The following is a 23,705-nucleotide window of genomic DNA, read 5'->3' as shown; positions in this document are numbered from 1 at the left end:
CTAATTATTATAACGTAAATTAATGATTTTTAAGAAAATTAAATCGCTGACTAAGGCCTTGTAATAGCAGAGTTTTTTTCGAGTCATCCATATCTTTATTACTAGCCAATTTCTGTATTTGACTATCCAGTAATTCCAATTCAACTTTGATTAGAATACTTTGAAGCAAACTTTCAGAATTTTCGTCCTCGATTTCATCGAATTCATTAGAAATAATACTCTCAAGAACTATTTTTAAATCAGAGCTGATTTCATTTATATTGAACAATTGACTAAAAACTTCAATATTGTGCTTACGAATCAAAGTGATTAATTCATAGACTAATCTATATTTGGGGAGTAGATTTAAAAATACAAGTACATTAGAGGAAATTTTGTTGGTGATAGACGGTTTCATTGCCACCAACTTAATAAATTTTCGCTCCAAAGATTCAACTTGTTTTCTAACCTTAGGTTGAGAAAATGAACGTTTAGAAATCTGTGCAGGAAAAGTTTTTTTTGCCCCCTCAAAATCAATGCCCAAATCTTTTAAAAACTCCTCATGAGTTAGCTGCAAAAGACTAGCTATCTCCCTCTCAATCTGAGTTTTCATAGCAGATTTGCGAACATTTCTAAGCATAGGACGCACAAAGTTAATACAACTAGCTCTACCTTCGGCCTCATCTAGCCTAAACCTACTTTTGAGCTCATTTAACCAAAATTTGGTCAGCGATAATGAAGATTCAATAAATTTTGTAAACTTGGCTCTACCAAACTCTCGTATATACGAGTCAGGGTCATGATCACTAGGTAGAAATAAAAATCTAAGCTCATGCCTCTCATCTAAAACCAGCAAAGACTCGTTTAATGCTTTCCATGCCGCATTCTTTCCCGCTTCATCTCCATCAAAACAAAAAATAATTTTTGATGTATATCTGTATAACTTACGTAGATGAGATTGACTTGTTGCTGTACCTAAGGTGGCAACGGCAAAGTCTATTCCATGTTGATTCAGGGAAATAACATCCATATACCCTTCTACAACAAGTGCTTTTTTGCTTGTGTTTATACCTTTTTTATTTTCAAAAAGGCCATATAGTTCATCGCTTTTATGAAAAACTTCAGTCTCAGGTGAATTAAGATATTTCGGTTTCTCATCCCCTAATGTGCGACCGCCAAAACCTATAATTTGCCCTCTATCATTAAGTATAGGAAACATGACTCGATTTCTAAATCTATCATATTTACTTGAATCTTCTTTTTGAATTACCAAACCCACATCTACCAAAATTTTATCGTCGTAGTTTGGAAATTTATGGGCTAGGTTTCTATATTCAGAGCCACTCCATCCGATTCCGAATTTTTTAATAGTTTCATCACTCAATCCCCTTTTTTCTATATATGATTTAGCTTCATGACTTTTCGCAAACATATCTATATAAAAACTTTGTGCTTGCTTTAAACATTCATGCATAAGCTCATGTTTAGTTTTGGCTGAATTTCTCTCTTGTACCTGTTGTGGCGTTAATTTTGAATATGATGGAATTGGAATGCCTAATCGCTTAGCCAAGAATTCTTGAGCCTCTTTAAATGTCATGTGATTATGTTTCATTAAAAATGAGATAACGTTTCCCCCTGCATGACATCCAAAACAATGGAAATACTGACCAGTAGTACTTATTTTGAATGAGGGTGATTTCTCATTATGAAATGGACATAGACCAGAGTATCCCGAGCCTTCTTTTTTTAGCTGAACATACTCACCAATAACACTAACAATATCAGTTTTTTCAATAAGCTCGTTAGTAAAAGTATCCGACATAATAAAGACAAAAAAAGCAGCTAGTAGAAAACTTAGCTGCTATATGAAATTTATAAGGTACTAAGTGTACCGATATGATAACAAATTAGTACAAGCGTGGAGGTAGCTGCTGACTACGGATACGTTTGTGATGACGTTTTACTGCGGCAGCATGTTTACGTTTACGCTCTGTTGTTGGTTTTTCGTAAAACTCTCTAGCACGAAGATCTGTTAATAAACCAGTTTTTTCGATGGTGCGTTTAAAACGACGTAAAGCTGATTCGAATTGTTCATTTTCCTTAAGGCGAACACTAGGCATATAAAATTAAAATTCCTTAAATTAATAAATAGTTGATTCAAAAGCTAAAAATCCCAACAAAAAAAATTTCACCACCTAAAATTGCTGGGTAATTCAAAATTTATAAAGTTTATTATTATAATTTCAAATCTTGTTTAGAGTCAATAGCTTACGATAAGTTGTATCTTAAAAACTACTTAGCTGAACTGCCTTTTCTAATCCATGCCTCTAACTGATGAGGACGAATAGAGTCATATTCCTCAAAGGGTTGATGAATCCAAGGATTGTTAGGAAGTTTATCTATGTAGTAATCAGGGGTTATGCTAGAGTGACCCTTAAACCATAATACAGCAGATTTCATCTCCTCAATATTAGGAAACTCCTTTTTCAAATGTTCCTGAACTTTACTAAAAGTGAGTCCAGTATCAACCATATCATCTACTAGCAAAACCTTACCTTGTAAAGTACCCTTAGTTATAGTTATAAATTTCGCAATATCAAGTTGTCCTTGAACAGTGCCAGCAGCCTCACGGTACGAGCTTGTTGCTAATATTCCTAATGGAACATCAAAAATTCTAGACAAAACATCGCCCACTCTTACCCCACCACGTGCTAAACAAATAATTTGGTCAAATTTCCAGCCAGATTTGTAAACTTCAAAAGCTAATTTTTCTATAAGATGATTATATTCATCCCAAGAAACCCATAAATCAGTATCTGTACTTTCAGGAAGATTAGAACTCATATCTATTCCAAGGGATTTTTAATCATAATAGTTTCTTTTCGATCAGGACCAGTAGAAATCATAGCAATATGAACTCCACTAACTTCTTCCATGCGTTTGAGGTATTTTTTTGCATTAGAAGGTAAGTCATCGTAATTAGTTACGCCCTTAGTTGATTCATTCCATCCAGGTAACATCTCAATAATAGGTTTAACTTTAGATACTTTGGAAGCTCCATAAGGAAGAACATCTATTGTTTTACCCTCAAATTCGTAACCAATGCAAATACCTACTTCCTTGAGTCCATCTAATACATCAAGCTTTGTAACGCATAGACCTGAAATACCATTAAAAATAGCACTTCTTTTTAATGCAACGGCATCAAACCAACCACAACGTCGAGGTCTTCCAGTCACCGAACCAAACTCCTGTCCAACAGAGGCAATATGAGAACCTAATTCGTCAGTAAGTTCTGTTGGAAATGGTCCTGAACCAACTCTAGTGGTATACGCTTTGGTGATACCCAAAATATAATTCAGATGCTGGGGACCTATACCAGCCCCAGCGGAAGCCGTACCAGCGGCACAATTACTACTAGTGACAAATGGATAAGTTCCATGGTCAATATCCAAAAGCGAACCTTGAGCACCTTCAAAAAGAAAATTTTTTCCTTCTTTAAGATGATTGTATAAATCATAAGAAACATCAGAAACCATTGGTTTAAGTTCTTTTGCCCATTCCTTAAGTTGAGCTGAAAGGTCTTCAAAAACAATTTCATCCAGCTGGTATCTTTCTTTCAGAATAAAGTTATGTAGACTTAGAACAGATTTCAGTTTCTTTTCAAGTACTTCTTCATCATATAAGTCCTGAACACGAAGAGCTCTACGGGCAACTTTGTCCTCATAAGCGGGGCCAATGCCCCTACCTGTTGTGCCTATTTTGTTTTCGCCCCTGGCTAGCTCCCTGGCTTGATCAATAGCAATATGATATGGCAATACTAACGTAGCCGCCTCGGATATGTGTAATCGAGATCTAACTTCAACTCCCGCATCTTCTAATTCGGCTATTTCAGACAATACTGCTTCTGGGCTTAGTACTACACCATTTCCTATAAAACATTGAGTTTTAGGATGCATGATCCCAGATGGAATTAATCGCAAAATAGTTTTTTTGCCGTTTATCCATAGAGTGTGACCCGCATTATGACCGCCCTGGAATCTAACAACACCAAAGACGTTTTCAGAGAGCCAGTCGACTATTTTACCTTTTCCCTCATCACCCCATTGAGTTCCAATTACAACAATATTTTTCATATGCTCACCTTAATTAGAACTTCCTCGACTAGGTTGTTTTAGATATTTGAAGAAATCTGAGCTTGGGTCAATAACCATCAAATCTTTATTGGATGTAAAACTGTTTCTATAAGCATTTAAGCTGTTATAGAAACTATAGAATTCAGGGTTTTTTCCATAAGCTTTTGCATAAATTTCAGTTGCAATAGCATCCCCTGTACCTTTAGTTATTTCGGCATCGGCCTGTGCTTTAGCTATGATTTCCTTAACTTGTCGGTCTGCGTCAGCTCTGATTTTTTCAGATTCTGCAAAACCATTTGCTCGAAGACTATTGGCTTCTTCTTTACGTTCAGCTTGCATACGGTTATAAACTGAATCAGAGACTTCTTGAGAAAACTCAATTCTTTTAAGCCTTACATCTACAACTTGTATTCCAAGAGGTTTAGCTCTTTCCTCAACATTCTTAAGAATTTCTGCCATCACAACATCACGCTCTTGTGAAATAACTGCACGAACTGTTCTAGTGTTAACTGAAGCATTTAGGGCATCTCTAATCTGAGCACCTAAACGTGATTGAGCATTTTCCGCATTTGGTCCAAATGAAATATAAAATCTCAAAGGATCATTAATTTTCCACTTAATATAAGAGTCAATAATCAGATTTTTCTTCTCTGAAGTTTGGATACGCTCTGTATCACCAGATTCAATAGTTTGAATTCGCTTATCTAGATATATAACGTTTTGAAATGGTGATGGCCATTTAAAATGCAAACCAGGTTCACTAATGGTTCTTTGCCATTCACCTAATTTAAAAACAAGTGCATAATCTCGCTCTCCCACAATAAATAAGGTAGAAGAGATAAACCAAGCTAAAACAGCTAAAAATATAATTCCTAATATAGAACGATTCATACTTCCCCCCTCTACTGATGGCGATTACGGTTTAAAACACGTGATCGATTGTTTTGTAATTGCTCATTACTTTGGGTGCGTACCTGATCAGTAATTGTATTTTGCATGGAATCCCCTGAGACTACATACTCTTCCCTATTTGTTTGGCTATTTATAGTGTTTGGGCTAGGTAATTTATCAATAGGCAAATACAGAAGTGGAGAATTATTTTTTGAATCAACAAAAATCTTAGGGGTGGATTGAAGTAGACTTTCCATAGCAGTCAAATACATCCTCTCGCGAGTAATTTCGGGAGCATTAGAATATTCAGTTTCAATCTTAGAAAAGCGATCTGCTTCACCAGTAGCTTTTTGCGTTACTACTGCTTTGTAACCTTCCGCTTCTTGCTGAATACGAGATGCCCGACCGTGAGCTTCAGGAATTACCTTACTAGCATAAGCATAACCTTCGTTTTTTKGACGCTCATAGTCTTGTCCAGCTTTAATCGCATCTTCAAATGCTGCCTGAACTTGTTCTGGAGGTTGTACATTTTGGATGGCAACAGTTATGACTTCAATACCTGTCTTATAGCGGTCAAGAATTTGTTGCATAAGTTTTCTGACATCAATCGCAGCCTGAGTACGACTTTCGTAAAGGATTTTATTCATAGATTGCTTACCTACAATCTCTCTCATAGCTGTCTCTGCTGCTTGCCTTACAGATTCATCTGGTGCACGAGTCTCAAATAAATAGTTAGCTGCTGGACTATTTTTTCCATTCGAACCTTGCATATCAGCTTTAAGACGATATTGGACATCAAATTGAACATCCACAATATTTTCGTCCTCAGTAAGCATTAAAGCTTCTGGCAATACTTTATTTCTCGCATTATCCCTATATCCAACTGAAAAGGATCTAACACGTGAAATATCAACTATCTCTACAGATTCTATAGGTGTAGGAATATGCCATTGAAAACCAGGAGCTACAGTTCTAGAATACTTCCCAAACTGAGTAACTACCCCTACTTGACCCTCTCTAACAATATAAAATCCACTAATTAGCCAAGCTATAAGTAAACCAATAATAATTACAAAAAGACCAATTTTTGAAAAAATTCTGTTCGGCTTTTTAGGTCCACGAGGTGGAGTCTGGCCAAAACCCTTACGATTTTTTGAATCCTTATCAAAAATTCCTCTTAGTTTATTAGCTAATTCGCCAAACACCTGATCAAGTTCTGGTGGAGAATCATCACTTGAAGGTGGCTGTTTAGGCCTATCTTTTGAATTGTCGGAGGGCTGTCCTTTGCCCCAATCAGGATCATTTAGATTCATGATTTTATTATCTTTCAATGGATATATTCCCTATAAATTATTTTTAAATTTAGCGATTGCATCGCGTAGCAAATTAATGCCATCGCGTGTTTTAGAACTAACAAAAATTCGTTTTATTTTACCTTGTTCATCTCTCTCTATTCTAGGTTCTTGTTTCAATAAATCAATTTTGTTATAGATTAGAAAAGTAGGAATCTCATCGGCATTTATTTCCTTCAAAACCTTATTAACTTCTGCAATTTGTTCATCCCTTTGTGGATTTGATGCATCCACAACATGAAATAATAAATCTGCATGTATAGTTTCTTCAAGAGTCGCTTTAAAAGCGGCTATTAACGTAGTAGGTAAATCTCGGATAAATCCTACAGTATCCGAAACTGTAACTTGTCCCACATCTTCTATCCAAATTCTTCTTGTAGTAGTATCAAGAGTCGCAAATAGTTGATCGGCTTCATACGTACCTGCACGTGTCAATGCATTAAATAATGTTGATTTTCCTGCATTCGTATATCCCACAAGAGATACAGAGAGCATATTTGATCTGGCTCTAGCCCGCCGTTGAGTAAGCCTCTGAGTGTCTAGCTTAGATAGTCTCTCTTTTAATGCCTTTACCTTATCTCCAATCATTCGCCTGTCCATCTCTAATTGAGATTCACCTGGTCCACGCATACCAATCCCCCCTCTTTGTCGCTCCAAGTGGGTCCATAGTCTAGTTAGTCGTGTAATCAAATGTTGAAGTTGAGCAAGTTCTACTTGAAGCTTACCCTCGTGGCTTTTTGCTCTAAGAGCAAATATATCTAAAATAAGCGTAACTCTATCTATAACGCGAAGATTGAAAGCCCTCTCTAAATTTCTTTGCTGAGCTGGGCTTAAAGCCTGATCAAAAAGGATAATATCAGGTTTTAAAGTGGCAATGCGTTCGACTATTTCTTCAACCTTCCCGCTTCCAATAAAATATTTCGCATCTGGTTTATCCCGTTTAGCAACTACTGTTTCAAGAATTTCAGCTCCAGCACCTGTAGCCAACATTTCAAACTCGCTTAAATGAGAGTCGAAATTAGGGTCATTAAAGTTTACGCTGATAACAATTGCTTTCATTAAATAAGGATAACCCGTCGCTGAAGCCAGGACGGGAAAGTTATGGAGAAATAACTACTCTTGTGTATCGAGTGATGCTGATGAGATTTGTTGTTCTTCTGTAAATTCTGACAATTCACTAGGAAAAGGTACTGCTCTTGCAGGAACTACAGTAGAAATCGCATGCTTGTAAACCATTTGAGTGACCGTATTCCTAAGCAAAATAACATACTGATCAAATGACTCGACTTGACCTTGTAACTTTATGCCATTAACTAGATAAATTGAAACTGGGATATGCTCTTTTCTAAGGGCATTAAGGAAAGGATCTTGTAGTGATTGTCCTTTAAAACTCATTTGAGGTGCTCCGTGTTGTTTTTATATAAAAGCAAGTTGTAGATAAAGAATCCACATCAAACATATTAACGATTATAAATTTAACAAACAAGACAATATGGGTATCTTGTAAAAATACTACAGTTCAATTTCTTTCTAAGTATGGATTGGTCGTTGATTTAAATTCGATTCTCAAAGGTGTGCCTTCCAATTTAAAGACCTTTCTAAACCTAGCTTCCAAGTAACGTCTATATGAGTCGGGAATAGCATCGAGAGCGTTTCCGTGAATGATTACTAATGGTGGATTTTGACCGCCTTGATGTGCGTAACGCATCTTAGGTCTAAAAATACCTTTTCTTGGAGGTGGTTGTTGTTCAACGGCCGATTGAAGTTCACGGGTAAGTTTAGGAGTGGCTAATTTCCTAAATGCTGCTTCATGTGCTTGATTTACAGATTTAAGCAATGATTTTATTCCGTAAGCCTTTAAAGCGGAAATATAATGCACCTTCGCAAATGAAAGGAAACGAAGTTTTCGTTCGAGTTCTCTAATAACCCACTCACGCTTATCTTCAGATAATCCATCCCATTTATTAATTGCTACTACTAAAGCTCTTCCAGATTCCAAAATAAATCCTGCAATGTGAGCATCTTGTTCAGATATTTCACTTTGGGCGTCTAAAATCAAAACCACAACATTACATGCTTCAATGGCTTGCAAAGTTTTAATCACCGAAAACTTTTCAATAGATTCAAAAACTTTCCCTCTTTTTCGCAACCCAGCTGTGTCGATTAATTTGTACTTTTTGCCGTTACTCTCAAAATCAATTTCAATAGCATCTCTAGTCGTACCTGGCATATCGAAAGCAATCACTCTTTGCTCCCCTAAAAGAGAGTTTATGAGAGTAGATTTTCCAACATTTGGACGACCGACTACAGCTAATTTAATTCTATGGTCTTTGAATTCAGTTTCATTTGAATCTGAATCCACCTCATCTTCTGAAGAAATAGAAGTTTCGTCTTCGACTTGGGGTATTTTTGATAAGGCAACTTCAATTAAATTAGCTACCCCATCACCATGAGCAGAAGATATGGCTAATGGTTCACCCAAACCTAGTTCGTGGAATTCGGCTGAAGCCTGAGAAGCTTGTAATCCTTCAGCCTTATTTACAGCAAGAATAACAGGTACACCAACCTTTCTAAGCTTTACTGCAATTTCGTGGTCATGTGCATTTATACCCGAGCGAGCATCTACCAAAAAAATGACCACGTCACTTTCAGATATAGCCAGCTCAGTCTGTCGGGCCATCTCTTTCATAATACCCGTTTTAACTTTTGGCTCAAAACCACCAGTATCAATAACAAGAAATGGTCTATCACCTACGCGACCTTCTCCGTAATGCCTATCACGAGTAAGTCCAGAGTAGTCAGCCACTATTGCATTTCTACTTCTAGTAAGCCTGTTAAATAGAGTTGATTTGCCGACATTCGGACGTCCTACCAACGCCACTACGGGTTTATAGACCATTAATTTGCTCTAATTAACATCAAGGTTCCACTACCATTTTGAACGACTACACCTTTATCCGTTGGTAATAGTGGAGATACTATATCCTTGCTAGAACCTACAGAAAATCGTCCAACAAGAGACCCCGATTTGGTATCGTAAACATGGATGAGGCCATCTAAATCACCCACATATAAATAATTTTGATAAACAACTGGATTTGTGAGTCCTCTATTTATTAATGTTTGATCAGACCATGCAATTTGTCCGTTTGCTAAGGAGAAAGCAGCTACGGTTCCATCAATAGATGCACCATAGATAATATTATTGTCGTACCCTAGGCCTACAGCAGATGAAAACGGTTCAAACCAAACAGGTGTCAATCTACTATTTTTAATAGAATAGCAAGTTATATTACCTTGATAGCTAGACGTACAAACCCCGTCATTAAATACTAGTGGTTGCCCTACCACATCTGTTACGCTGTCAATATCGCTAGGTCCCTTAGCAGAAGCTGAATGGATTTCCCAATTAACAGTGCCATCATTTAAATTAAGAGATACTAGTTTACCTGTAGGAACAGCAACAATTACGGCATTATTTATTAAAGCCATTCTAGAATTTGTTTTAAGAGATAGGATAGGGTTAGTGCGAACAAAACTCCAATGTAATTTCCCGTCTTTAGAATCAAATGCTTGTACACGGAAATCATCTGCCCTAACTATTACTTTTCCAAAACCAGCGATAGGAGGCATGGTTGATATGGTAGATAACTCAGTATCCCAAACCTTTTCCCCAGTTTGAGCATTAAGAGCATAAGCTTTAGCTTTACGATCAGTCACAATAACTAAACCATCACCTACCCCAACACCACTAGTGAGTTTCGTATCTAATTTAGTCGACCAAGCAATATTACCGTTTTCTGCATTCACGCGGACTACAGTGCCGTCTGGTGTGGCTGCAAAAATTGAATTATCTGCGTAAACTGGTGCAAATCCAGCTGAACCACCAGAACCAATACTTGTTTGCCATACGGTATTCACAACAATAGACTGTTTAATATCAGCAAGTTTAGCGGGCTCGAATCTTCTCTCATTTTTAAATAGGCTGCATGCACCTAAAAGACTAGTTAAAGCTAATACAGCTATAAATTTTCTTTTTAATGTAAGTTTCATCACTCAGCTCCGTATACTTTTAATTTCATATTAATCACTTCAAGAAAACTTGGATTGAGATCTTTGTTTTTTGCAAGTTCCTTCCATATCGTAAAGGCCTGCTCACGTTGACCTTCAGCCATCAATATATCTGCCTCTCTATCCTTAAATAAAGGCACAAAACTTTCAGCTGGATTTTTCAATAATTCTCGAGCTTTATTTTTATCCCCCTCCGAAAGATATATAGCGGATAAATTTAAAGATGCACTTGATACTATTCCTTTATCTTTTGAATTTGAAATGGCCCATTCTAAATTCTCTCTTGAAGCTTTTAAGTCCTTAGTTTTATAGAAGATATCTCCAGCTATAAGAGTAGCTCTGTCAGTATAAGCAGATGAACTAAAATCTTCCTTAAGCACGCTCAAAGCCTCTGTTAATCTCTGAATATCTGATTGCTGAGGATTTGGATTTTGAGAAACACTATAGACAATATCATAATACCCTAGGGCTTTACGAGCTTGTCTGTTCTCGTACCATTGCCACCCTTGGTAGGCCAAATAAGCAATTGCCAAAATTGTAAGAATAGACGTAACCAGATTACCGTATCTAGCCCACCAGTTCTTTATCTGGTCTATCTTTTCTTGTTCTTCTAAGTCATAAGCCATTTTTATGCATCCTTTTTATTTGTAAGCTTAGTCAAAAAATCCACAAGTTCACATGTTGGGATTGTAGTTTGCTCTATCGAACTACCATCAGGATTCAGTTGCAATTGCTTGATGGAAACAGTGTTCGATTCTAGTTCAGACTCTCCAATAATTATTGCATACATCGCACCAGAGAAATCCGCTCTTTTGAATTGATTCTTAAAGTTTTGAGAACCTGCGTGAACAATGGCTTTAAAACCATTATTTCTGCAAAGTTCGGCTAGTTGAGAGCATTTGCGAGAAGCTTCTACATTTTGATAAATAAAATAAATATCAGTTTCAGGCCCCATTTCAGTGAACAAATTTTTAATAGTCTCGCTTTTAGAGTCAGAAATCACAAGACTTAATAATCTTTCAAGCCCAATTGCAAAACCCACGCATGGAGTTGGTTTACCACCAAGAAGCTCAAATAAGCCGTCATAACGACCACCACCACAAACAGTTGCTTGTGCTCCTAGACTACCTGTCACCCATTCAAATACTGTCAGATTATAGTAGTCAAGTCCCCTTACGAGACGAGGATTTATTGTGTATTCTATACCAGCCTCATCAAGCCTTTTTCTGATTTCATTGAAATGCCCTAAAGAATCTTCACCAAGAAAATCAAACAATTTTGGTGCAGAATTAGCCATCTTCTGTAAATCAGGATTTTTTGTGTCAAGAACACGCAAAGGGTTAGTATACATGCGACGCTTTGCATCTTCATCCAAAATATCAAGATGCTTTTCAAGATGCTTAATTAATGCCTCTCTATGGGCTAATCTTTCACTGACTTGACCGAGAGAATTTAATTCAAGATGAATATCCTCAAGGCCAAGATCCTTCCATAATCTGTTCAATAAAATAATTTGTTCGGCATCAATATCAGGACCAGCAAAACCCATCGCTTCCACAGATATTTGATGAAATTGTCTGTATCTACCCTTTTGCGGACGCTCATGCCTAAAAACTGGCCCCATAGTATACAGTCTTTGAGGTCTATCAAATGTCAAACTATGTTCGATCGCAGCACGCACTATACCAGCTGTAAATTCAGGTCGCATCGTAAGCATGTCCGTTTTGTCCTGACTCATAGAAAATGTGTACATTTCTTTTTCTACAATGTCTGTAACCTCTCCTATACCTCTAGCAAAGAGTTTTGTCTGTTCTAGTATAGGAGTTCGGATATTGAGATATCCATAAGCAGCCATAAGATTATGTAGAATGTTTTCTAATCGAAGCCATTGAAATGATTCTTTAGGAAGAATGTCATTCATCCCCCTAATGGCATTTATTTTTTCTAATTTATTATTAGTCATTATCTTTGCTGAATCTGCGATGTATATAATCTAGAACGATTTGTTGAAATTCTGTGGCAATGTTCTCGCCTTTTAATGTGACGGTTCTTTCACCGTCTACATATACAGGGGCAGCAGGAACCTCTCCTGTTCCAGGCAAGCTTATTCCAATATCTGCGTGCCTACTTTCGCCTGGACCATTTACTACACAACCCATCACGGCTACATTCAGATTTTCAACACCTGGATATTTTTCTTTCCATACTGGCATTTGAGTTCGTAAAAAAGATTGAATATCATCGGCCAATGTTTGAAAAAATGTACTCGATGTTCTTCCGCATCCTGGACAAGCCACAACCATCGGAGTGAACGCTCTAAGCCCCATAGTTTGCAAAATCTCTTGAGCTACAATAACCTCTTTTCTTCGATCACCGCCAGGCTCTGGTGTAAGGGATATACGAATAGTGTCTCCAATACCCTCTTGAAGCAATACAGCAAGAGCAGCTGTAGATGCAACTATACCTTTGCTACCCATACCAGCCTCAGTCAAACCTAAATGCAGTGCAAAATCACATCTACTTGCAAGATTTCTATAAACACTAATCAAATCTTGTACATTACTAACTTTGCAAGATAGTATGATTTGCTCTGGTTTCATCCCAAGCTCTATTGCATAATTTGCGTTATCTATGGCCGATTTTACAAGAGCCTCTCGCATTAAATCCTGAGCAGACCAAGGGTTAGTTTGAGAATTATTAATATCCATCAATCTAGCCATTAAGTCATGGTCAAGACTACCCCAATTTACACCAATACGAACTGGTTTATTATTACGCACAGCCACATCAATCATCTGTGCAAAATTATCTGCCCTTTTCTTTCCGCCACCAACATTTCCTGGATTTATTCGGTATTTAGACAATGCCTGTGCACATGAAGGATATCCAGCTAATAACTTATGCCCATTAAAATGGAAATCTCCTACCAAAGGCACATCTATACCCATCTTATCAAGCTGATCTCTGATAGCAGGTACAGCCTCAGCGGCTTCTGGAGAATTTACCGTGATACGCACTAATTCAGATCCTGCCAATGCCAGCTCTTTAACTTGTATAGCTGTGGCAATGGTTTCCGCTGTATCCGTATTAGTCATAGATTGAACAACTACGGGTGCATCTCCGCCCACAAAAACAGATCTCTGCCCCCAATTTATTTCAACTTTGTGAGTATTTTTCTTAGGGCTCGGACCTATAGGATATGGCGTATCAGGTAGGGTTGTATTCATAGACCTAAATCTTCAAGAGTGAACATACCTTGGTTATAAGCCAAGTACGCAACAACTCCTAAAACAATTAATATCAATAGTATCCACAATAAAGAACCTCCAGTACGTCTCGGAGTTTCCGTATCAGGCATAGATTCATTTAATTCAGAAGTAGGAACTGTTCTTAAATTTTTCACCGTTGAAGGTGCAATGTTTCCTGTGGCCTGTCCTAATTTTTGAAGAGCTATCTTATCGTCAGCTCCAATAGCTAAAGCAAATTTTTTAACTAATGATCTCAAAACAAAGCCATCTGGCAATGCTGACCATTGCTCCTGTTCAACTGCTTTAAGCTGACTAGTACTAAATTTAGTTTTATCGCTGATCTCATTAAAGTCAATTCCATTGGAAGTCCTGATTTTATGCAGGTAGGCACCAACAGAGTCACTAGATAATGTTGAATTAGAAGACTCTCTTAATTCAGGTTTAATTTCATTATTCATAATGTTTCCTTTTTGATAGGAATGGATTTCCTTTTCCTCATTAATTCGGATATTTTACTTTTGTCCTTAATATCTCCAGCAAGTTGACCACATGCAGCATCAATATCGTCTCCTCGAGTTTTACGAGTTGTTGCTACAATCCCTGCACCGTTAAGAATAGCAGAAAATGCCCTAACTCTTTCGTGACTTGACCTCCTTAGGCCTGATTCAGGAAACGGATTAAATGGTATTAAATTAACTTTACTTTTTACTTCGCGACATATATCTATTAATTGCTTTGCATGTGCGTCTGTATCATTAACCCCATCGAGCATAATGTACTCAAAGGTTATAAAATCCCTAGGTGCAAAATCAATATATCGATTACAAGCATCCATCAATTCCCTTAAAGGATATTTCTTATTTAATGGAATCAATTGGTCTCGTAATTCGTCATTAGGTGCATGCAGTGATACCGCAAGAGCAACAGGACAGTCTTGAGATAGTTTATCCATAAAAGGGATAACACCTGAAGTGGAGACAGTCACCCTTCTTTTTGAGAGACCGTATGCATTTTGATCAATAAGCAATTTTATTGCTGGCAATACTTGATCATAGTTAAGTAGCGGCTCTCCCATACCCATAAAAACTACATTTGTTATAACCCTATCATCTTCTGCTTCAAATCCGCTATCGGTATTAAGACTTTTTTTAATTTCATCTCGAGCCCACCATACTTGCCCAATGATTTCAGAGGTGCTTAGATTTCTATTAAAGCCCTGATGCCCAGTAGAACAAAATCTACAGGCTACGGTACATCCAGCTTGACTAGAAATACATAATGTACCCCTATCATCTTCAGGTATATAGACTGTTTCTATAGCATTATTATTTTGAACATCAAAAAGCCACTTAATTGTCCCATCCGATGAAACTTGCTTAGTGATAACTTTTGGTGTGGCAATGACTGAGTATTCTGTCAAATGACTACGAAAATCATTTGCTAAGTTTGTCATATTCGAAAAATCAGATTTACCCTTCTGGTGAATCCAATTTATAAGTTGTTTAGCCCTAAAAGGCTTATGCCCCCACTTTGCAACTAGCTCAGTGAGGGACACATTATCGAGACCAATTAAATTAATTTTCTCAGATTTGGTCACGGGAAAATTTATTATTTACCGAAAAAGTATTCGATTTCAGTTTTAGCTGTTTCTGCAGCATCAGAGCCATGAACTGCGTTTGCGTCAATACTTTCAGCGAAATCTGCACGAATAGTACCTGGCTCAGCCTTTTTAGGATCTGTTGCGCCCATAAGTTCGCGATTTTTTGCAATTGCATTTTCGCCTTCTAGAACTTGGACAAATACAGGACCAGAAATCATAAATTCAACTAAATCATTAAAGAATGGACGCTCTTTATGAACAGCATAAAAGCCCTCAGCTTGTTCACGAGTTAGTTGTGTTAATTTTGCTTCAACTATTTTTAAACCAGCTTTTTCAAAGCGAGTAATTATCTCGCCGATAACATTTTTCTTAACAGCATCTGGTTTAATGATTGATAGAGTACGTTCGATAGACATATAAATCCTTAGGAAAATAATTTAGTCGATTATTTTAACATTCTAAGGCTTCATTCTCTTACTATATTAAAATAATCATTTTCCAATTTGCTTTTAATAATGTCCCATTTTGATACAGACAAATTCGATCTAAATAAACCCTATAGTCCATATTCTCTAGAATCCAATATTTACCATCTTTGGGAATCCAATAACGCATTTGTTGCTGGCCAATACGTTCAAACAGATTCACCTCTATCTGGTGAAACATTTACAATCCAATTCCCTCCCCCAAACGTTACTGGTTTTTTGCATATGGGGCATGCATTTAATAACACCATAATGGACGGCTTGGCTAGGTACTATCGTATGAACGGAAGTGATACGGTATTTATTCCTGGTTCAGATCACGCAGGCATTGCCACCCAAATAGTAGTTGAAAGACAGTTAGACGCAGAGGGCATTTCTCGCCATGATCTTGGTAGAGAGAAATTTCTAGAAAAAGTCTGGGAATGGAAAAATCTCTCGGGCGGCACAATTCATAAGCAAGTAAGACGTTTAGGTAGTTCTGCAGACTGGTCTAGAGAATATTTCACTATGGATGATCAGATGAGTTGTGGAGTAGTTGAAGCATTCGTTAAACTTTATGAACAAGGGCTAATTTATAGAGGAAAGCGTCTTGTCAACTGGGATCCTGTTTTAGGTACTGCAATTTCTGATTTGGAAGTGGAGAGCACTGAAGAAGATGGCTCTATGTGGTACATACGATATCCATTAGTGGAACCCACAGAAGAGCGTAAATATTTAGTTGTAGCAACTACACGTCCAGAGACTATGCTTGGGGATGTTGCAGTAATGGTGCATCCTGAAGATGAGAGATTTAAGGGGCTGATTGGGAAAGCGGTAGCATTGCCACTAACAAACAGGCAAATTCCAATAATCGCAGATGAATATGTGGATATGGAATTTGGTACTGGTGTCGTAAAAGTCACCCCAGCTCATGATTTTAACGACAATGCAGTCGGTCAAAGACATGGACTTGAGCAAATTAATGTTTTGACATTAGACGCTAAAATAAACGAAAACGCCCCTAGTCAGTACGTTGGGCTTGATAGATTTGAAGCACGAAAAAGAATCGTTGCTGATCTTGAAGCACAAGGGCTTTTAGAAGAAATTAAGCCACATAAATTAATGGTTCCAAGAGGCGATAGAACCAAAACTATCATTGAACCAATGCTTACGGATCAATGGTACGTTGCCATGACTAAGCCTGCTCCAGACGGCACATTTAATCCAGGCAAATCAATCTCTGATGTTGCACTAGAAGTAGTTAAAAACGGCGATATTAAGTTTTATCCTGAGAATTGGACTACAACCTACAATCAATGGCTTGAAAATATTCAAGACTGGTGTATTTCAAGGCAATTATGGTGGGGGCATCAAATTCCTGCATGGTACGGCGAAAATGGGGAAATTTTTGTTGCACGAAATGAGGCTGAAGCAAAAGAGAAAGCTACTAGTGCTGGATATTCTGGTAGTTTAAAAAGAGATGAAGATGTACTTGATACCTGGTTCTCTTCTGCCCTTGTTCCATTTACAACTATGGGATGGCCCGAACCTAGTGAGGATTATGAAAAATATTTACCTTCAAGTGTCTTGGTTACTGGGTTTGACATTATTTTCTTTTGGGTAGCTAGAATGATCATGATGTCCATGCACTTAACAGGTCAAATTCCATTTAAAGTAGTTTATGTACATGGTTTGATTTTAGATGCCCATGGTCAAAAAATGAGTAAATCCAAAGGAAATACACTAGACCCAGTGGATTTAATTGACGGGGTTGATCTTGAAACACTTGTTAAAAAACGCACTCAGGGATTGATGAACCCTAAACAAGCAAGCAAAATTGAAAAAGATACCCGTAAAGACTATCCAAATGGCATAAGCAGCTATGGGGCAGATGCATTAAGATTTACGATGGCCACATATGCTACGCTTGGTCGTAATATGAATTTTGATTTAAAGCGTTGCGAGGGTTATAGAAATTTCTGCAATAAGCTATGGAATGCTACGAGATTTGTTCTTATGAATGTTGAGGGCAAGCCCATTTATGAAACATCAATTTTCTCACCTGATTTTGATCCAAAAGATATTCGAATCGTTGATCAATGGATTATTAGTGAGTTTCAAATCTTTGTCTCTGAGATTCGTAAAGGGTTTGAGGAATATCGGTTCGATAATATCGCAAATAATATATATAGGTTTGTGTGGGATGAGTTCTGCGACTGGTATCTTGAACTCTCCAAAATATTACTAAACACAGGTGATGAGGACGAACAACCTATCACCAGACGTGTACTAATAGATATTTTGGAAGGAATACTTAGGGTTGCCCATCCGATTATTCCTTTTATTACGGAAACTCTATGGCAGAAAGTGTCTAAAGTTTCAGGATCGTATTTTAATACCGAGAATACTGAGCCCGTATTCCTGTGTCATCAGGCGTATCCATTGCCAAAAGAATATTTAATTGATGAAGATGCAATGGTAGAGGTTAAGGAAATTAAGGCCACTATTGAAGCAATTCGTGCACTTCGAGGAGAGATGCAAATTTCACCTGCTCAAAAAATAGATCTCTATTTAGTTCAATCCTATGATATGGCTGATTATTTTCCATATATAAAGGCTTTGGCTAAGGTAGAGAATATAGAGATAGTAGATGCATTGCCAGATATAGGAGCACCGAGCCAGATTCTTACTCACTGTTCGCTTATGCTTAATGTGAAGGTTGATATTGAGGCGGAAACGGCAAGATTAAATAAAGAGATTGCAAATATGACTAAGGAAATCGAAAAAGCTCAAAATAAGCTAAATAATCCTAATTTTGTAGAGAAAGCTCCAGAACAAGTAATAGAGCAAGAGAAATCTAGAGTTGCACATTTCACTGATTTATTAATAAAGGTCAAGGAACAACTCTCAAGATTAAAATAAAAAAAGCCTCCTAAATGGAGGTTTTTTATTGAATTGATTACTGTTTTAAATTGCGAATCGGTTTTAAAGAATCTGAAGCTTGCAAACAAATTTGAGCTAAATCATTTTTACTTAAATTTTTGTCTGCCATAAAAGTAGAGCGTAAACTCTCTGATTGTGATTTGACCGATTCTCTTATAGGACCAGAAAGGTTTACTAAAAGCCTATCGACCTCTTTAAAATAAGCTTCACATTCTTTTGGAAGGTCTCTAGATGAAGATGTATCATTTTGTGAGCTGGTATTATTGCTGTCTTTTGAAACTTTCGATTCTTCTTTGTCGCCGCAAGCTGCAAGAGCGAGTACAGAGAAAAGTGTAGCTAGAACTAATGACTTTTTCATAAAAATCCTAAATTTATATAAAAAAGCCTCCTAAATGGAGGCTTAATAAAACAATAATCAATCAATTATTGAGGCATACCTGGCATACCTTTCATTTGTTCTTTCATTTGATTAAATTGATCATTAGCTTGTTTGCAAGCTGAAGCCATTTGACCTTGATCGTTATAGTTTTTCAAAGAAGCACGAGTTTGCTCTTCAGCTTGTTTGAAAGAATCCTTCATTTGTTGAATTGCAGGATCTGAAGGCAATTTAGCTAAATAATCATTCATGTTTTTGAAGTAATCTTCACATTCTTGAGGTAATTTACCGTCAGCAGCTGTTGTAGTTGTTTCAGTAGTAGTTGTAGTTGTTTCTGTTGCAGGAGCTGTAGTTTCAGCAGGTGCAGTTGTAGTAGTAGTTGTTGTTGTTTCAGAAACTTTAGTTTCTTCTTTATCGCCGCAAGCTGCAAGCACAACTGCAGAGAAAAGTGTAGCAAGAACTAATGATTTTTTCATAATATCCAAACTCCTTTAAAATTTATTGGATTATTTTGTGAAATATTAAATTCACAATGTTAATATTTTATTACAAATTTTATAAAACCAATTAATTTCAGCAAATTAAGTAACTGAAACAAACAAAATTTACTCTTTGTAAGATTTTTGAGCCTCTAGAACATCCGTTTTAGCCGATTCAATTCCTTCAAAACCTGTAACTTTGACCCATTTACCTTCCTCTAAATCCTTATAGTGCTCAAAGAAATGTTTGATTTGATTTAAATCCTGTTGAGGCAAATCATTAATATCCTTAAATTGAGCATATGGAGGATATAACTTTGTAACTGGAACAGCAATTAATTTAGCATCCAGACCAGATTCATCTTCCATTTTTAAGACACCTAGAGGTCTACATTTGATAACGCTCCCTGCAATAATTGGATATGGAGTCTTTACTAATACGTCTACTGGATCACCATCTGGAGAAAGGGTTTTTGGTATATAGCCATAGTTATATGGATAGTACATAGCAGTAAGCATAAATCTATCAACGACTACAGCCCCTGTTTCTTTATCGACTTCATATTTAACAGGATCTGAATTCATTGGAATTTCTATAACTACATTGAATTCCTCTGGTAACTTATCCCCTGCCTTAACATCTTTAAGACTCATATAATCTCCTAATTTAATGGTTTTTCTTGGTAGGATTGAACATTATCTTCTAAAAAGTGATCATCTGGTTTTTCAAGATTTTTAACATCTGGAGGAGTAATTGGATCATTACTCAAATCAGCTGGCTCTATAAAAATAAGATGATCCTGATTTGTAAAATCAGTATTAATTAAAGAAGCCTTTCTCCAATGAGTTAATGCTTGGTTATGATTTCCTTGTTTATCATAAAGAACGCCCAATAGTGCATGAACTCTTTCGTTATCTTTAATTTTCAAACTTTGAGTTAAATATTTCTCAGCCTGACCCCACAAACTATTTGCCAAACATAACTGGCCAAGGGCAAGTAATAACTCATGATTGTTAGGGTCTGTTGTAAGCCATTTTTGAGCTTTATGAAGTCTGTCATTCACTACAGATTCATGAGCTTTGGCGTAATATGCCAAAACAGCAGAATTTAGCTTATTATTAATTGAAGTCTCTAAAGCTTGAGAGGATTTACTATATTCTTCTAATTGATCAAATCTCCTAGATATAGCTAAAGCAATTTCAGGGAACTGCTTCTCTTCTTTAGGTAGAGAATTATAGAAACTCACAGCATCATCATACTTGGCCCTTGAAATTAATTTAGGGCCAAATTCTCTCATTAAACCTAAGTATTCCTCTTTAGAAATAGATTTTCTTTTATATAAGAATTTAGCGGTGTCAATTAATTTAACTTCTTGGTCAGTTTGTTCATAAGCTCTTAGTAATTGATGTTTAATATGAAGTTGCTTATTATCTACAGAATCTGCATATTCCAAATACATTAAAGCATTATGAGCTTGACCCTGTTCAATAAGTAAATCCGCTTGAACAGCCACTACAGCAGCATCTAATTTAGGATTATCCGCACTAAGTCTTCTAGCATCTTTAAGCAAAAGATCTCTTTTAGGATAATCTCCTATAGCATGAGCCGCTCTAGCCGCCCCGATATTAGCTAATATATGCCTATCGACGTTTTTAGTGTGATATGTAAGCTTTGTGAAATTTTTCTCAGCGTCATAATGCTTGCCTTCAAGAAGATCAACCCACCCTCTTTCAAGCAAACGAATATCTTTTTTGTGATGACGTTCTTCAGACCAATCTACTACAGCCTTAGGTCTTGAGAGAATCCAACCGATAAGTCTGAATAGAAGATATAAGACAATGAATGCAATTAAAAGAGCGACGACTGCAGTAAGAAGTGAGACGGTCCGGCGTTCATTGCCAGTGACAATCATAACAACATCATTACTATCTTTAAACAATAGCACTAGACCTATCGCAAGTCCTAAAAAAATTATTAATTTAATTAAAGCTTTCATTGTTAGGTCCTAATTGTTCGGTTTAATCTCAGATGTAATTGGATACAGCTCTTTATACACACGGAGCGTCTCTGTCATTATTGGATATTTAGTAGCAATAGGCTCTTCCATCAGCTTATCCAATACAGCTATCACGTGAGCGGCTTTAGGCGACTCAGGGTTGGTATTTGATTGGATAATAGTTTTAACCTCGTTTAATGAAGATTTCCAATATTCCCCATCTCCACTATTAAGGGCGGATTGAGCAAAATTCAAATGATTTATCGCAGATAGTTTAAGCGTTTTGACCTCTTCAATAGACAATGTGGCCGAACTTATGTCGTCAAATTTTTCCACCTTAACTAATGACTGAATGTCCTCTTTTACACCGTTGTATATATCGGATGGAATTTCTTTTACAGAATTCCACTGACGGGCAAACCAATTCCCTTTAGGCTTCTCATCTACCTTAGCCTTAGGTTCCGACGGCACAGTCTCAGCCTTCATAGCTTTAGAAGTCTCAAGAGAATTTAGGTCAGATTTTTTATCTGCACTATTAAATGGCAAATCATAGATAAGCTTCTGAAGGTCCTTAGTTACGCTGGCAATGCGTGCCTGATCCATACCCTGAACTGATTCAATATTCTTTCTGTCTTTATCGATAGCTTCTTGGAGCTTCGGATCCAAATCCTCGGAGCTTAATAGAGCTATAACACTTAAAGCCTTTGGTCTATCCTTAGATACGAGCAAATAATTATTTACTTGGTCGATTCTTGATTTAATTTGTGCAACCTTCTGTCTATAAATAGGATCTAGTTCTGGTGGCAATGCTGTCGGCCCTTTCGTATCTACTGATTGCACAGGTGTTGATGGTTGAACTGGTTTTTGCTCAACAGGCACAATCACTGGAACCTCTAGTTCAGAAGGCTCTGCAGGACCAGTAGGCTCAACAATGTCTATAGGCTTATTTTGAAATTCAGGCCCAGGCTGTGTTCTGGATTCTGGCTGCGATCCAGGTTCGGATTGGGCTTGTTTTTCTGGCTCACCGCCAGTCATTACATGAGAACTCACAGGGTCCTCAACTTTAATTGGATCTCTTGGTTGAATATTTTCTGATACTGCAATGTCGGGTTCATTAGACGACCCTCCAGAATTTGAAGGTACAACGCCTAGCATAGTATCAGATGAGTCGGTACCCTCCAGTTTCGATTCCAATGCCGATTCCGATATCGAATCTGTTTCAGTATCAGTATCTTTTTGATTACTTTTGTACTGATCGGGTGGAATTTCAAACACCTCTACAACATCAGGTTTTCTATCAGTTTCATCTGGATTTTGAAATTCATTTTGACCAAACAAATTTGGATCTAATTTGCTAAATTCTTCGTTGGGAATTACAGATTTAGGCTCTGTAGCACCGTCAGTTTGATTAATATTTTCAGCTGATTCTTGCGTTAGAGTTTGTGTTTGTGTTTGATTTTGATTTAAATCTTTTTGTTCAGCCTCAGTTAAATCACTATACGATTTAGAATTCTCAGTATTGCTACTTTCATCTAATATAGGCTCATTTTTATCTTCAGTTGGTGGAACAGTGCTTATAGACGGTACGTCGCTTGTAGGTGCCTCTGATTGAATATCCCCTGTAACTGATTCAGATGAATTTGAATCAACAATGGCCGTGTCAGATACAGAATTTTCAGTAGCCGTACTCTCAGATTCAGTAGAATTTGCATTTGAAGATTCGGAAATCGAAGACAGATTAGAATCATTATTTTGTTCCAATTGATTCTGCGGTTCATTTAATTCAGTACTTACAACAGCATTAGGTTTATTCAAATAATTTTCGTAAATAAAATAACCGCCGCCCCCAAACAATGCCAGAACAAGAACCCAAATTAGTGGGCTTGGCCCCCCCTTAGTTTTAGACTCTGTAAATTCAGGTTCAACAACATCTTCCTCAAAGTCAGTAACTTCCTCAGTTTCTGGTTCTGTATAAGGAGTATCAGACAAATCATCAATTTCTTCAGCCGATGCACTCATGTCAATGCTTTCCTGATGCGAAATCGTATCCTCATACTCGCTTTCAGTCTCAATTTCCGAGTCCAAAATCTCAACATCCTCTATGTCTCGTTTTTTGGTTTCAATTTGAGTTAGCTCTTCAACATCTTCAAATGACTTATCTTTCATTGA

The 23,705-nt window shown here is 37.0% G+C and carries 22 protein-coding genes; 1 reads left to right on the top strand and 21 read right to left on the bottom strand.

Annotation, left to right across the window (positions count from 1 at the left end; translation table 11 throughout):
• Nucleotides 1-19: 19 nt before the first annotated feature.
• From dnaG to ndk, 16 genes are all read right to left on the bottom strand, one after another.
• The gene (gene dnaG / locus TASI_RS03780) at nucleotides 20-1,801 is read right to left on the bottom strand and encodes a DNA primase (RefSeq protein ID WP_014111438.1); all 1,782 of its coding nucleotides are present in this window, start codon (nucleotides 1,799-1,801) and stop codon (nucleotides 20-22) included.
• An 85-nt stretch (nucleotides 1,802-1,886) separates the two neighbouring features.
• Nucleotides 1,887-2,099, bottom strand: coding sequence for a 30S ribosomal protein S21 (rpsU, locus tag TASI_RS03775; RefSeq protein ID WP_013522669.1), 213 nt, complete (start codon nucleotides 2,097-2,099; stop codon nucleotides 1,887-1,889).
• A 172-nt stretch (nucleotides 2,100-2,271) separates the two neighbouring features.
• On the bottom strand, nucleotides 2,272-2,823 hold the full coding sequence (locus TASI_RS03770; protein ID WP_014111437.1) for a phosphoribosyltransferase: 552 nt from the start codon (nucleotides 2,821-2,823) through the stop codon (nucleotides 2,272-2,274).
• A 2-nt stretch (nucleotides 2,824-2,825) separates the two neighbouring features.
• Nucleotides 2,826-4,115 (bottom strand): adenylosuccinate synthase, encoded by a 1,290-nt coding sequence (locus TASI_RS03765; RefSeq protein WP_014111436.1) that lies wholly within the window; start codon nucleotides 4,113-4,115, stop codon nucleotides 2,826-2,828.
• Between the two features lie 9 nt (nucleotides 4,116-4,124).
• Nucleotides 4,125-5,006, bottom strand: coding sequence for a protease modulator HflC (gene hflC, locus TASI_RS03760; RefSeq protein WP_014111435.1), 882 nt, complete (start codon nucleotides 5,004-5,006; stop codon nucleotides 4,125-4,127).
• A gap of 11 nt (nucleotides 5,007-5,017) precedes the next feature.
• Entirely contained in the window at nucleotides 5,018-6,337 is a 1,320-nt protein-coding gene (hflK, locus tag TASI_RS03755; protein WP_044978032.1) for an FtsH protease activity modulator HflK, read from the bottom strand.
• Between the two features lie 12 nt (nucleotides 6,338-6,349).
• Nucleotides 6,350-7,417 carry a GTPase HflX gene (gene hflX / locus TASI_RS03750; protein ID WP_014111433.1) on the bottom strand — a complete coding sequence of 356 codons (1,068 nt, stop codon included), beginning with the start codon at nucleotides 7,415-7,417 and terminating at the stop codon, nucleotides 6,350-6,352.
• A gap of 54 nt (nucleotides 7,418-7,471) precedes the next feature.
• On the bottom strand, nucleotides 7,472-7,753 hold the full coding sequence (hfq, locus tag TASI_RS03745) for an RNA chaperone Hfq (protein WP_014111432.1): 282 nt from the start codon (nucleotides 7,751-7,753) through the stop codon (nucleotides 7,472-7,474).
• A gap of 124 nt (nucleotides 7,754-7,877) precedes the next feature.
• Nucleotides 7,878-9,257 carry a ribosome biogenesis GTPase Der gene (gene der / locus TASI_RS03740; protein WP_014111431.1) on the bottom strand — a complete coding sequence of 460 codons (1,380 nt, stop codon included), beginning with the start codon at nucleotides 9,255-9,257 and terminating at the stop codon, nucleotides 7,878-7,880.
• Entirely contained in the window at nucleotides 9,257-10,411 is a 1,155-nt protein-coding gene (bamB, locus tag TASI_RS03735; protein ID WP_014111430.1) for an outer membrane protein assembly factor BamB, read from the bottom strand. Before bamB ends, der begins: the two co-directional genes overlap by 1 nt.
• Nucleotides 10,411-11,055, bottom strand: a complete 645-nt coding sequence (locus TASI_RS03730; protein ID WP_014111429.1) for a YfgM family protein — start codon at nucleotides 11,053-11,055, stop codon at nucleotides 10,411-10,413. The genes bamB and TASI_RS03730 overlap by 1 nt, the downstream gene beginning before the upstream one ends.
• A gap of 2 nt (nucleotides 11,056-11,057) precedes the next feature.
• A complete protein-coding gene (gene hisS / locus TASI_RS03725) occupies nucleotides 11,058-12,392 on the bottom strand; it encodes a histidine--tRNA ligase (protein ID WP_014111428.1) in 1,335 nt (444 codons plus the stop codon).
• Nucleotides 12,385-13,656 (bottom strand): flavodoxin-dependent (E)-4-hydroxy-3-methylbut-2-enyl-diphosphate synthase, encoded by a 1,272-nt coding sequence (gene ispG / locus TASI_RS03720; protein WP_014111427.1) that lies wholly within the window; start codon nucleotides 13,654-13,656, stop codon nucleotides 12,385-12,387. The genes hisS and ispG overlap by 8 nt, the downstream gene beginning before the upstream one ends.
• Nucleotides 13,653-14,135, bottom strand: a complete 483-nt coding sequence (locus tag TASI_RS03715) for a helix-turn-helix domain-containing protein (RefSeq protein WP_014111426.1) — start codon at nucleotides 14,133-14,135, stop codon at nucleotides 13,653-13,655. Before TASI_RS03715 ends, ispG begins: the two co-directional genes overlap by 4 nt.
• On the bottom strand, nucleotides 14,132-15,274 hold the full coding sequence (rlmN, locus tag TASI_RS03710; RefSeq protein ID WP_014111425.1) for a dual-specificity RNA methyltransferase RlmN: 1,143 nt from the start codon (nucleotides 15,272-15,274) through the stop codon (nucleotides 14,132-14,134). Before rlmN ends, TASI_RS03715 begins: the two co-directional genes overlap by 4 nt.
• 11 nt (nucleotides 15,275-15,285) lie before the next feature.
• Nucleotides 15,286-15,693 carry a nucleoside-diphosphate kinase gene (ndk, locus tag TASI_RS03705; protein ID WP_014111424.1) on the bottom strand — a complete coding sequence of 136 codons (408 nt, stop codon included), beginning with the start codon at nucleotides 15,691-15,693 and terminating at the stop codon, nucleotides 15,286-15,288.
• Between the two features lie 99 nt (nucleotides 15,694-15,792).
• On the opposite strand from ndk, the gene TASI_RS03700 reads away from it, so the two are divergent.
• Nucleotides 15,793-18,663, top strand: coding sequence for a valine--tRNA ligase (locus tag TASI_RS03700; protein WP_014111423.1), 2,871 nt, complete (start codon nucleotides 15,793-15,795; stop codon nucleotides 18,661-18,663).
• Nucleotides 18,664-18,700: 37 nt separating this feature from the next.
• On the opposite strand, the gene TASI_RS03695 is transcribed toward TASI_RS03700, so the two are convergent.
• The 5 genes from TASI_RS03695 to TASI_RS03675 all read right to left on the bottom strand — a co-directional run bounded on the left by TASI_RS03695 (nucleotide 18,701) and on the right by TASI_RS03675 (nucleotide 23,702).
• On the bottom strand, nucleotides 18,701-19,042 hold the full coding sequence (locus TASI_RS03695; RefSeq protein ID WP_014111422.1) for a hypothetical protein: 342 nt from the start codon (nucleotides 19,040-19,042) through the stop codon (nucleotides 18,701-18,703).
• A gap of 65 nt (nucleotides 19,043-19,107) precedes the next feature.
• A complete protein-coding gene (locus tag TASI_RS03690; protein WP_014111421.1) occupies nucleotides 19,108-19,536 on the bottom strand; it encodes a DUF5339 family protein in 429 nt (142 codons plus the stop codon).
• A gap of 129 nt (nucleotides 19,537-19,665) precedes the next feature.
• Nucleotides 19,666-20,193, bottom strand: coding sequence for an inorganic diphosphatase (gene ppa / locus TASI_RS03685; protein WP_014111420.1), 528 nt, complete (start codon nucleotides 20,191-20,193; stop codon nucleotides 19,666-19,668).
• A gap of 8 nt (nucleotides 20,194-20,201) precedes the next feature.
• Entirely contained in the window at nucleotides 20,202-21,536 is a 1,335-nt protein-coding gene (locus TASI_RS03680; protein ID WP_014111419.1) for a heme biosynthesis HemY N-terminal domain-containing protein, read from the bottom strand.
• A gap of 9 nt (nucleotides 21,537-21,545) precedes the next feature.
• A complete protein-coding gene (locus TASI_RS03675) occupies nucleotides 21,546-23,702 on the bottom strand; it encodes a uroporphyrinogen-III C-methyltransferase (RefSeq protein WP_014111418.1) in 2,157 nt (718 codons plus the stop codon).
• Between the last annotated feature and the right edge of the window lie 3 nt (nucleotides 23,703-23,705).

Source organism: Taylorella asinigenitalis MCE3 (assembly GCF_000226625.1).
GTDB lineage: Bacteria > Pseudomonadota > Gammaproteobacteria > Burkholderiales > Burkholderiaceae_B > Taylorella > Taylorella asinigenitalis.
Note: the sequence above shows the minus strand (reverse complement) of the source record. Positions and strands in the feature narration are given on the sequence as shown.

Excerpts from the sequence above, each read along its gene's own strand:
- TASI_RS03680 (WP_014111419.1), bottom strand. The coding sequence starts at position 21,536 with ATGAAAGCTTTAATTAAATTAATAATTTTTTTAGGACTTGCGATAGGT.
- dnaG (WP_014111438.1), bottom strand. The coding sequence starts at position 1,801 with ATGTCGGATACTTTTACTAACGAGCTTATTGAAAAAACTGATATTGTT.
- TASI_RS03765 (WP_014111436.1), bottom strand. The coding sequence starts at position 4,115 with ATGAAAAATATTGTTGTAATTGGAACTCAATGGGGTGATGAGGGAAAA.
- TASI_RS03695 (WP_014111422.1), bottom strand. The coding sequence starts at position 19,042 with ATGAAAAAGTCATTAGTTCTAGCTACACTTTTCTCTGTACTCGCTCTT.
- hisS (WP_014111428.1), bottom strand. The coding sequence starts at position 12,392 with ATGACTAATAATAAATTAGAAAAAATAAATGCCATTAGGGGGATGAAT.
- hflC (WP_014111435.1), bottom strand. The coding sequence starts at position 5,006 with ATGAATCGTTCTATATTAGGAATTATATTTTTAGCTGTTTTAGCTTGG.
- ndk (WP_014111424.1), bottom strand. The coding sequence starts at position 15,693 with ATGTCTATCGAACGTACTCTATCAATCATTAAACCAGATGCTGTTAAG.
- TASI_RS03715 (WP_014111426.1), bottom strand. The coding sequence starts at position 14,135 with ATGAATAATGAAATTAAACCTGAATTAAGAGAGTCTTCTAATTCAACA.
- rpsU (WP_013522669.1), bottom strand. The coding sequence starts at position 2,099 with ATGCCTAGTGTTCGCCTTAAGGAAAATGAACAATTCGAATCAGCTTTA.
- TASI_RS03700 (WP_014111423.1), top strand. The coding sequence starts at position 15,793 with ATGTCCCATTTTGATACAGACAAATTCGATCTAAATAAACCCTATAGT.
- bamB (WP_014111430.1), bottom strand. The coding sequence starts at position 10,411 with ATGAAACTTACATTAAAAAGAAAATTTATAGCTGTATTAGCTTTAACT.
- hflX (WP_014111433.1), bottom strand. The coding sequence starts at position 7,417 with ATGAAAGCAATTGTTATCAGCGTAAACTTTAATGACCCTAATTTCGAC.
- ispG (WP_014111427.1), bottom strand. The coding sequence starts at position 13,656 with ATGAATACAACCCTACCTGATACGCCATATCCTATAGGTCCGAGCCCT.
- TASI_RS03690 (WP_014111421.1), bottom strand. The coding sequence starts at position 19,536 with ATGAAAAAATCATTAGTTCTTGCTACACTTTTCTCTGCAGTTGTGCTT.
- TASI_RS03675 (WP_014111418.1), bottom strand. The coding sequence starts at position 23,702 with ATGAAAGATAAGTCATTTGAAGATGTTGAAGAGCTAACTCAAATTGAA.
- hfq (WP_014111432.1), bottom strand. The coding sequence starts at position 7,753 with ATGAGTTTTAAAGGACAATCACTACAAGATCCTTTCCTTAATGCCCTT.
- der (WP_014111431.1), bottom strand. The coding sequence starts at position 9,257 with ATGGTCTATAAACCCGTAGTGGCGTTGGTAGGACGTCCGAATGTCGGC.
- TASI_RS03770 (WP_014111437.1), bottom strand. The coding sequence starts at position 2,823 with ATGAGTTCTAATCTTCCTGAAAGTACAGATACTGATTTATGGGTTTCT.
- TASI_RS03730 (WP_014111429.1), bottom strand. The coding sequence starts at position 11,055 with ATGGCTTATGACTTAGAAGAACAAGAAAAGATAGACCAGATAAAGAAC.
- ppa (WP_014111420.1), bottom strand. The coding sequence starts at position 20,193 with ATGAGTCTTAAAGATGTTAAGGCAGGGGATAAGTTACCAGAGGAATTC.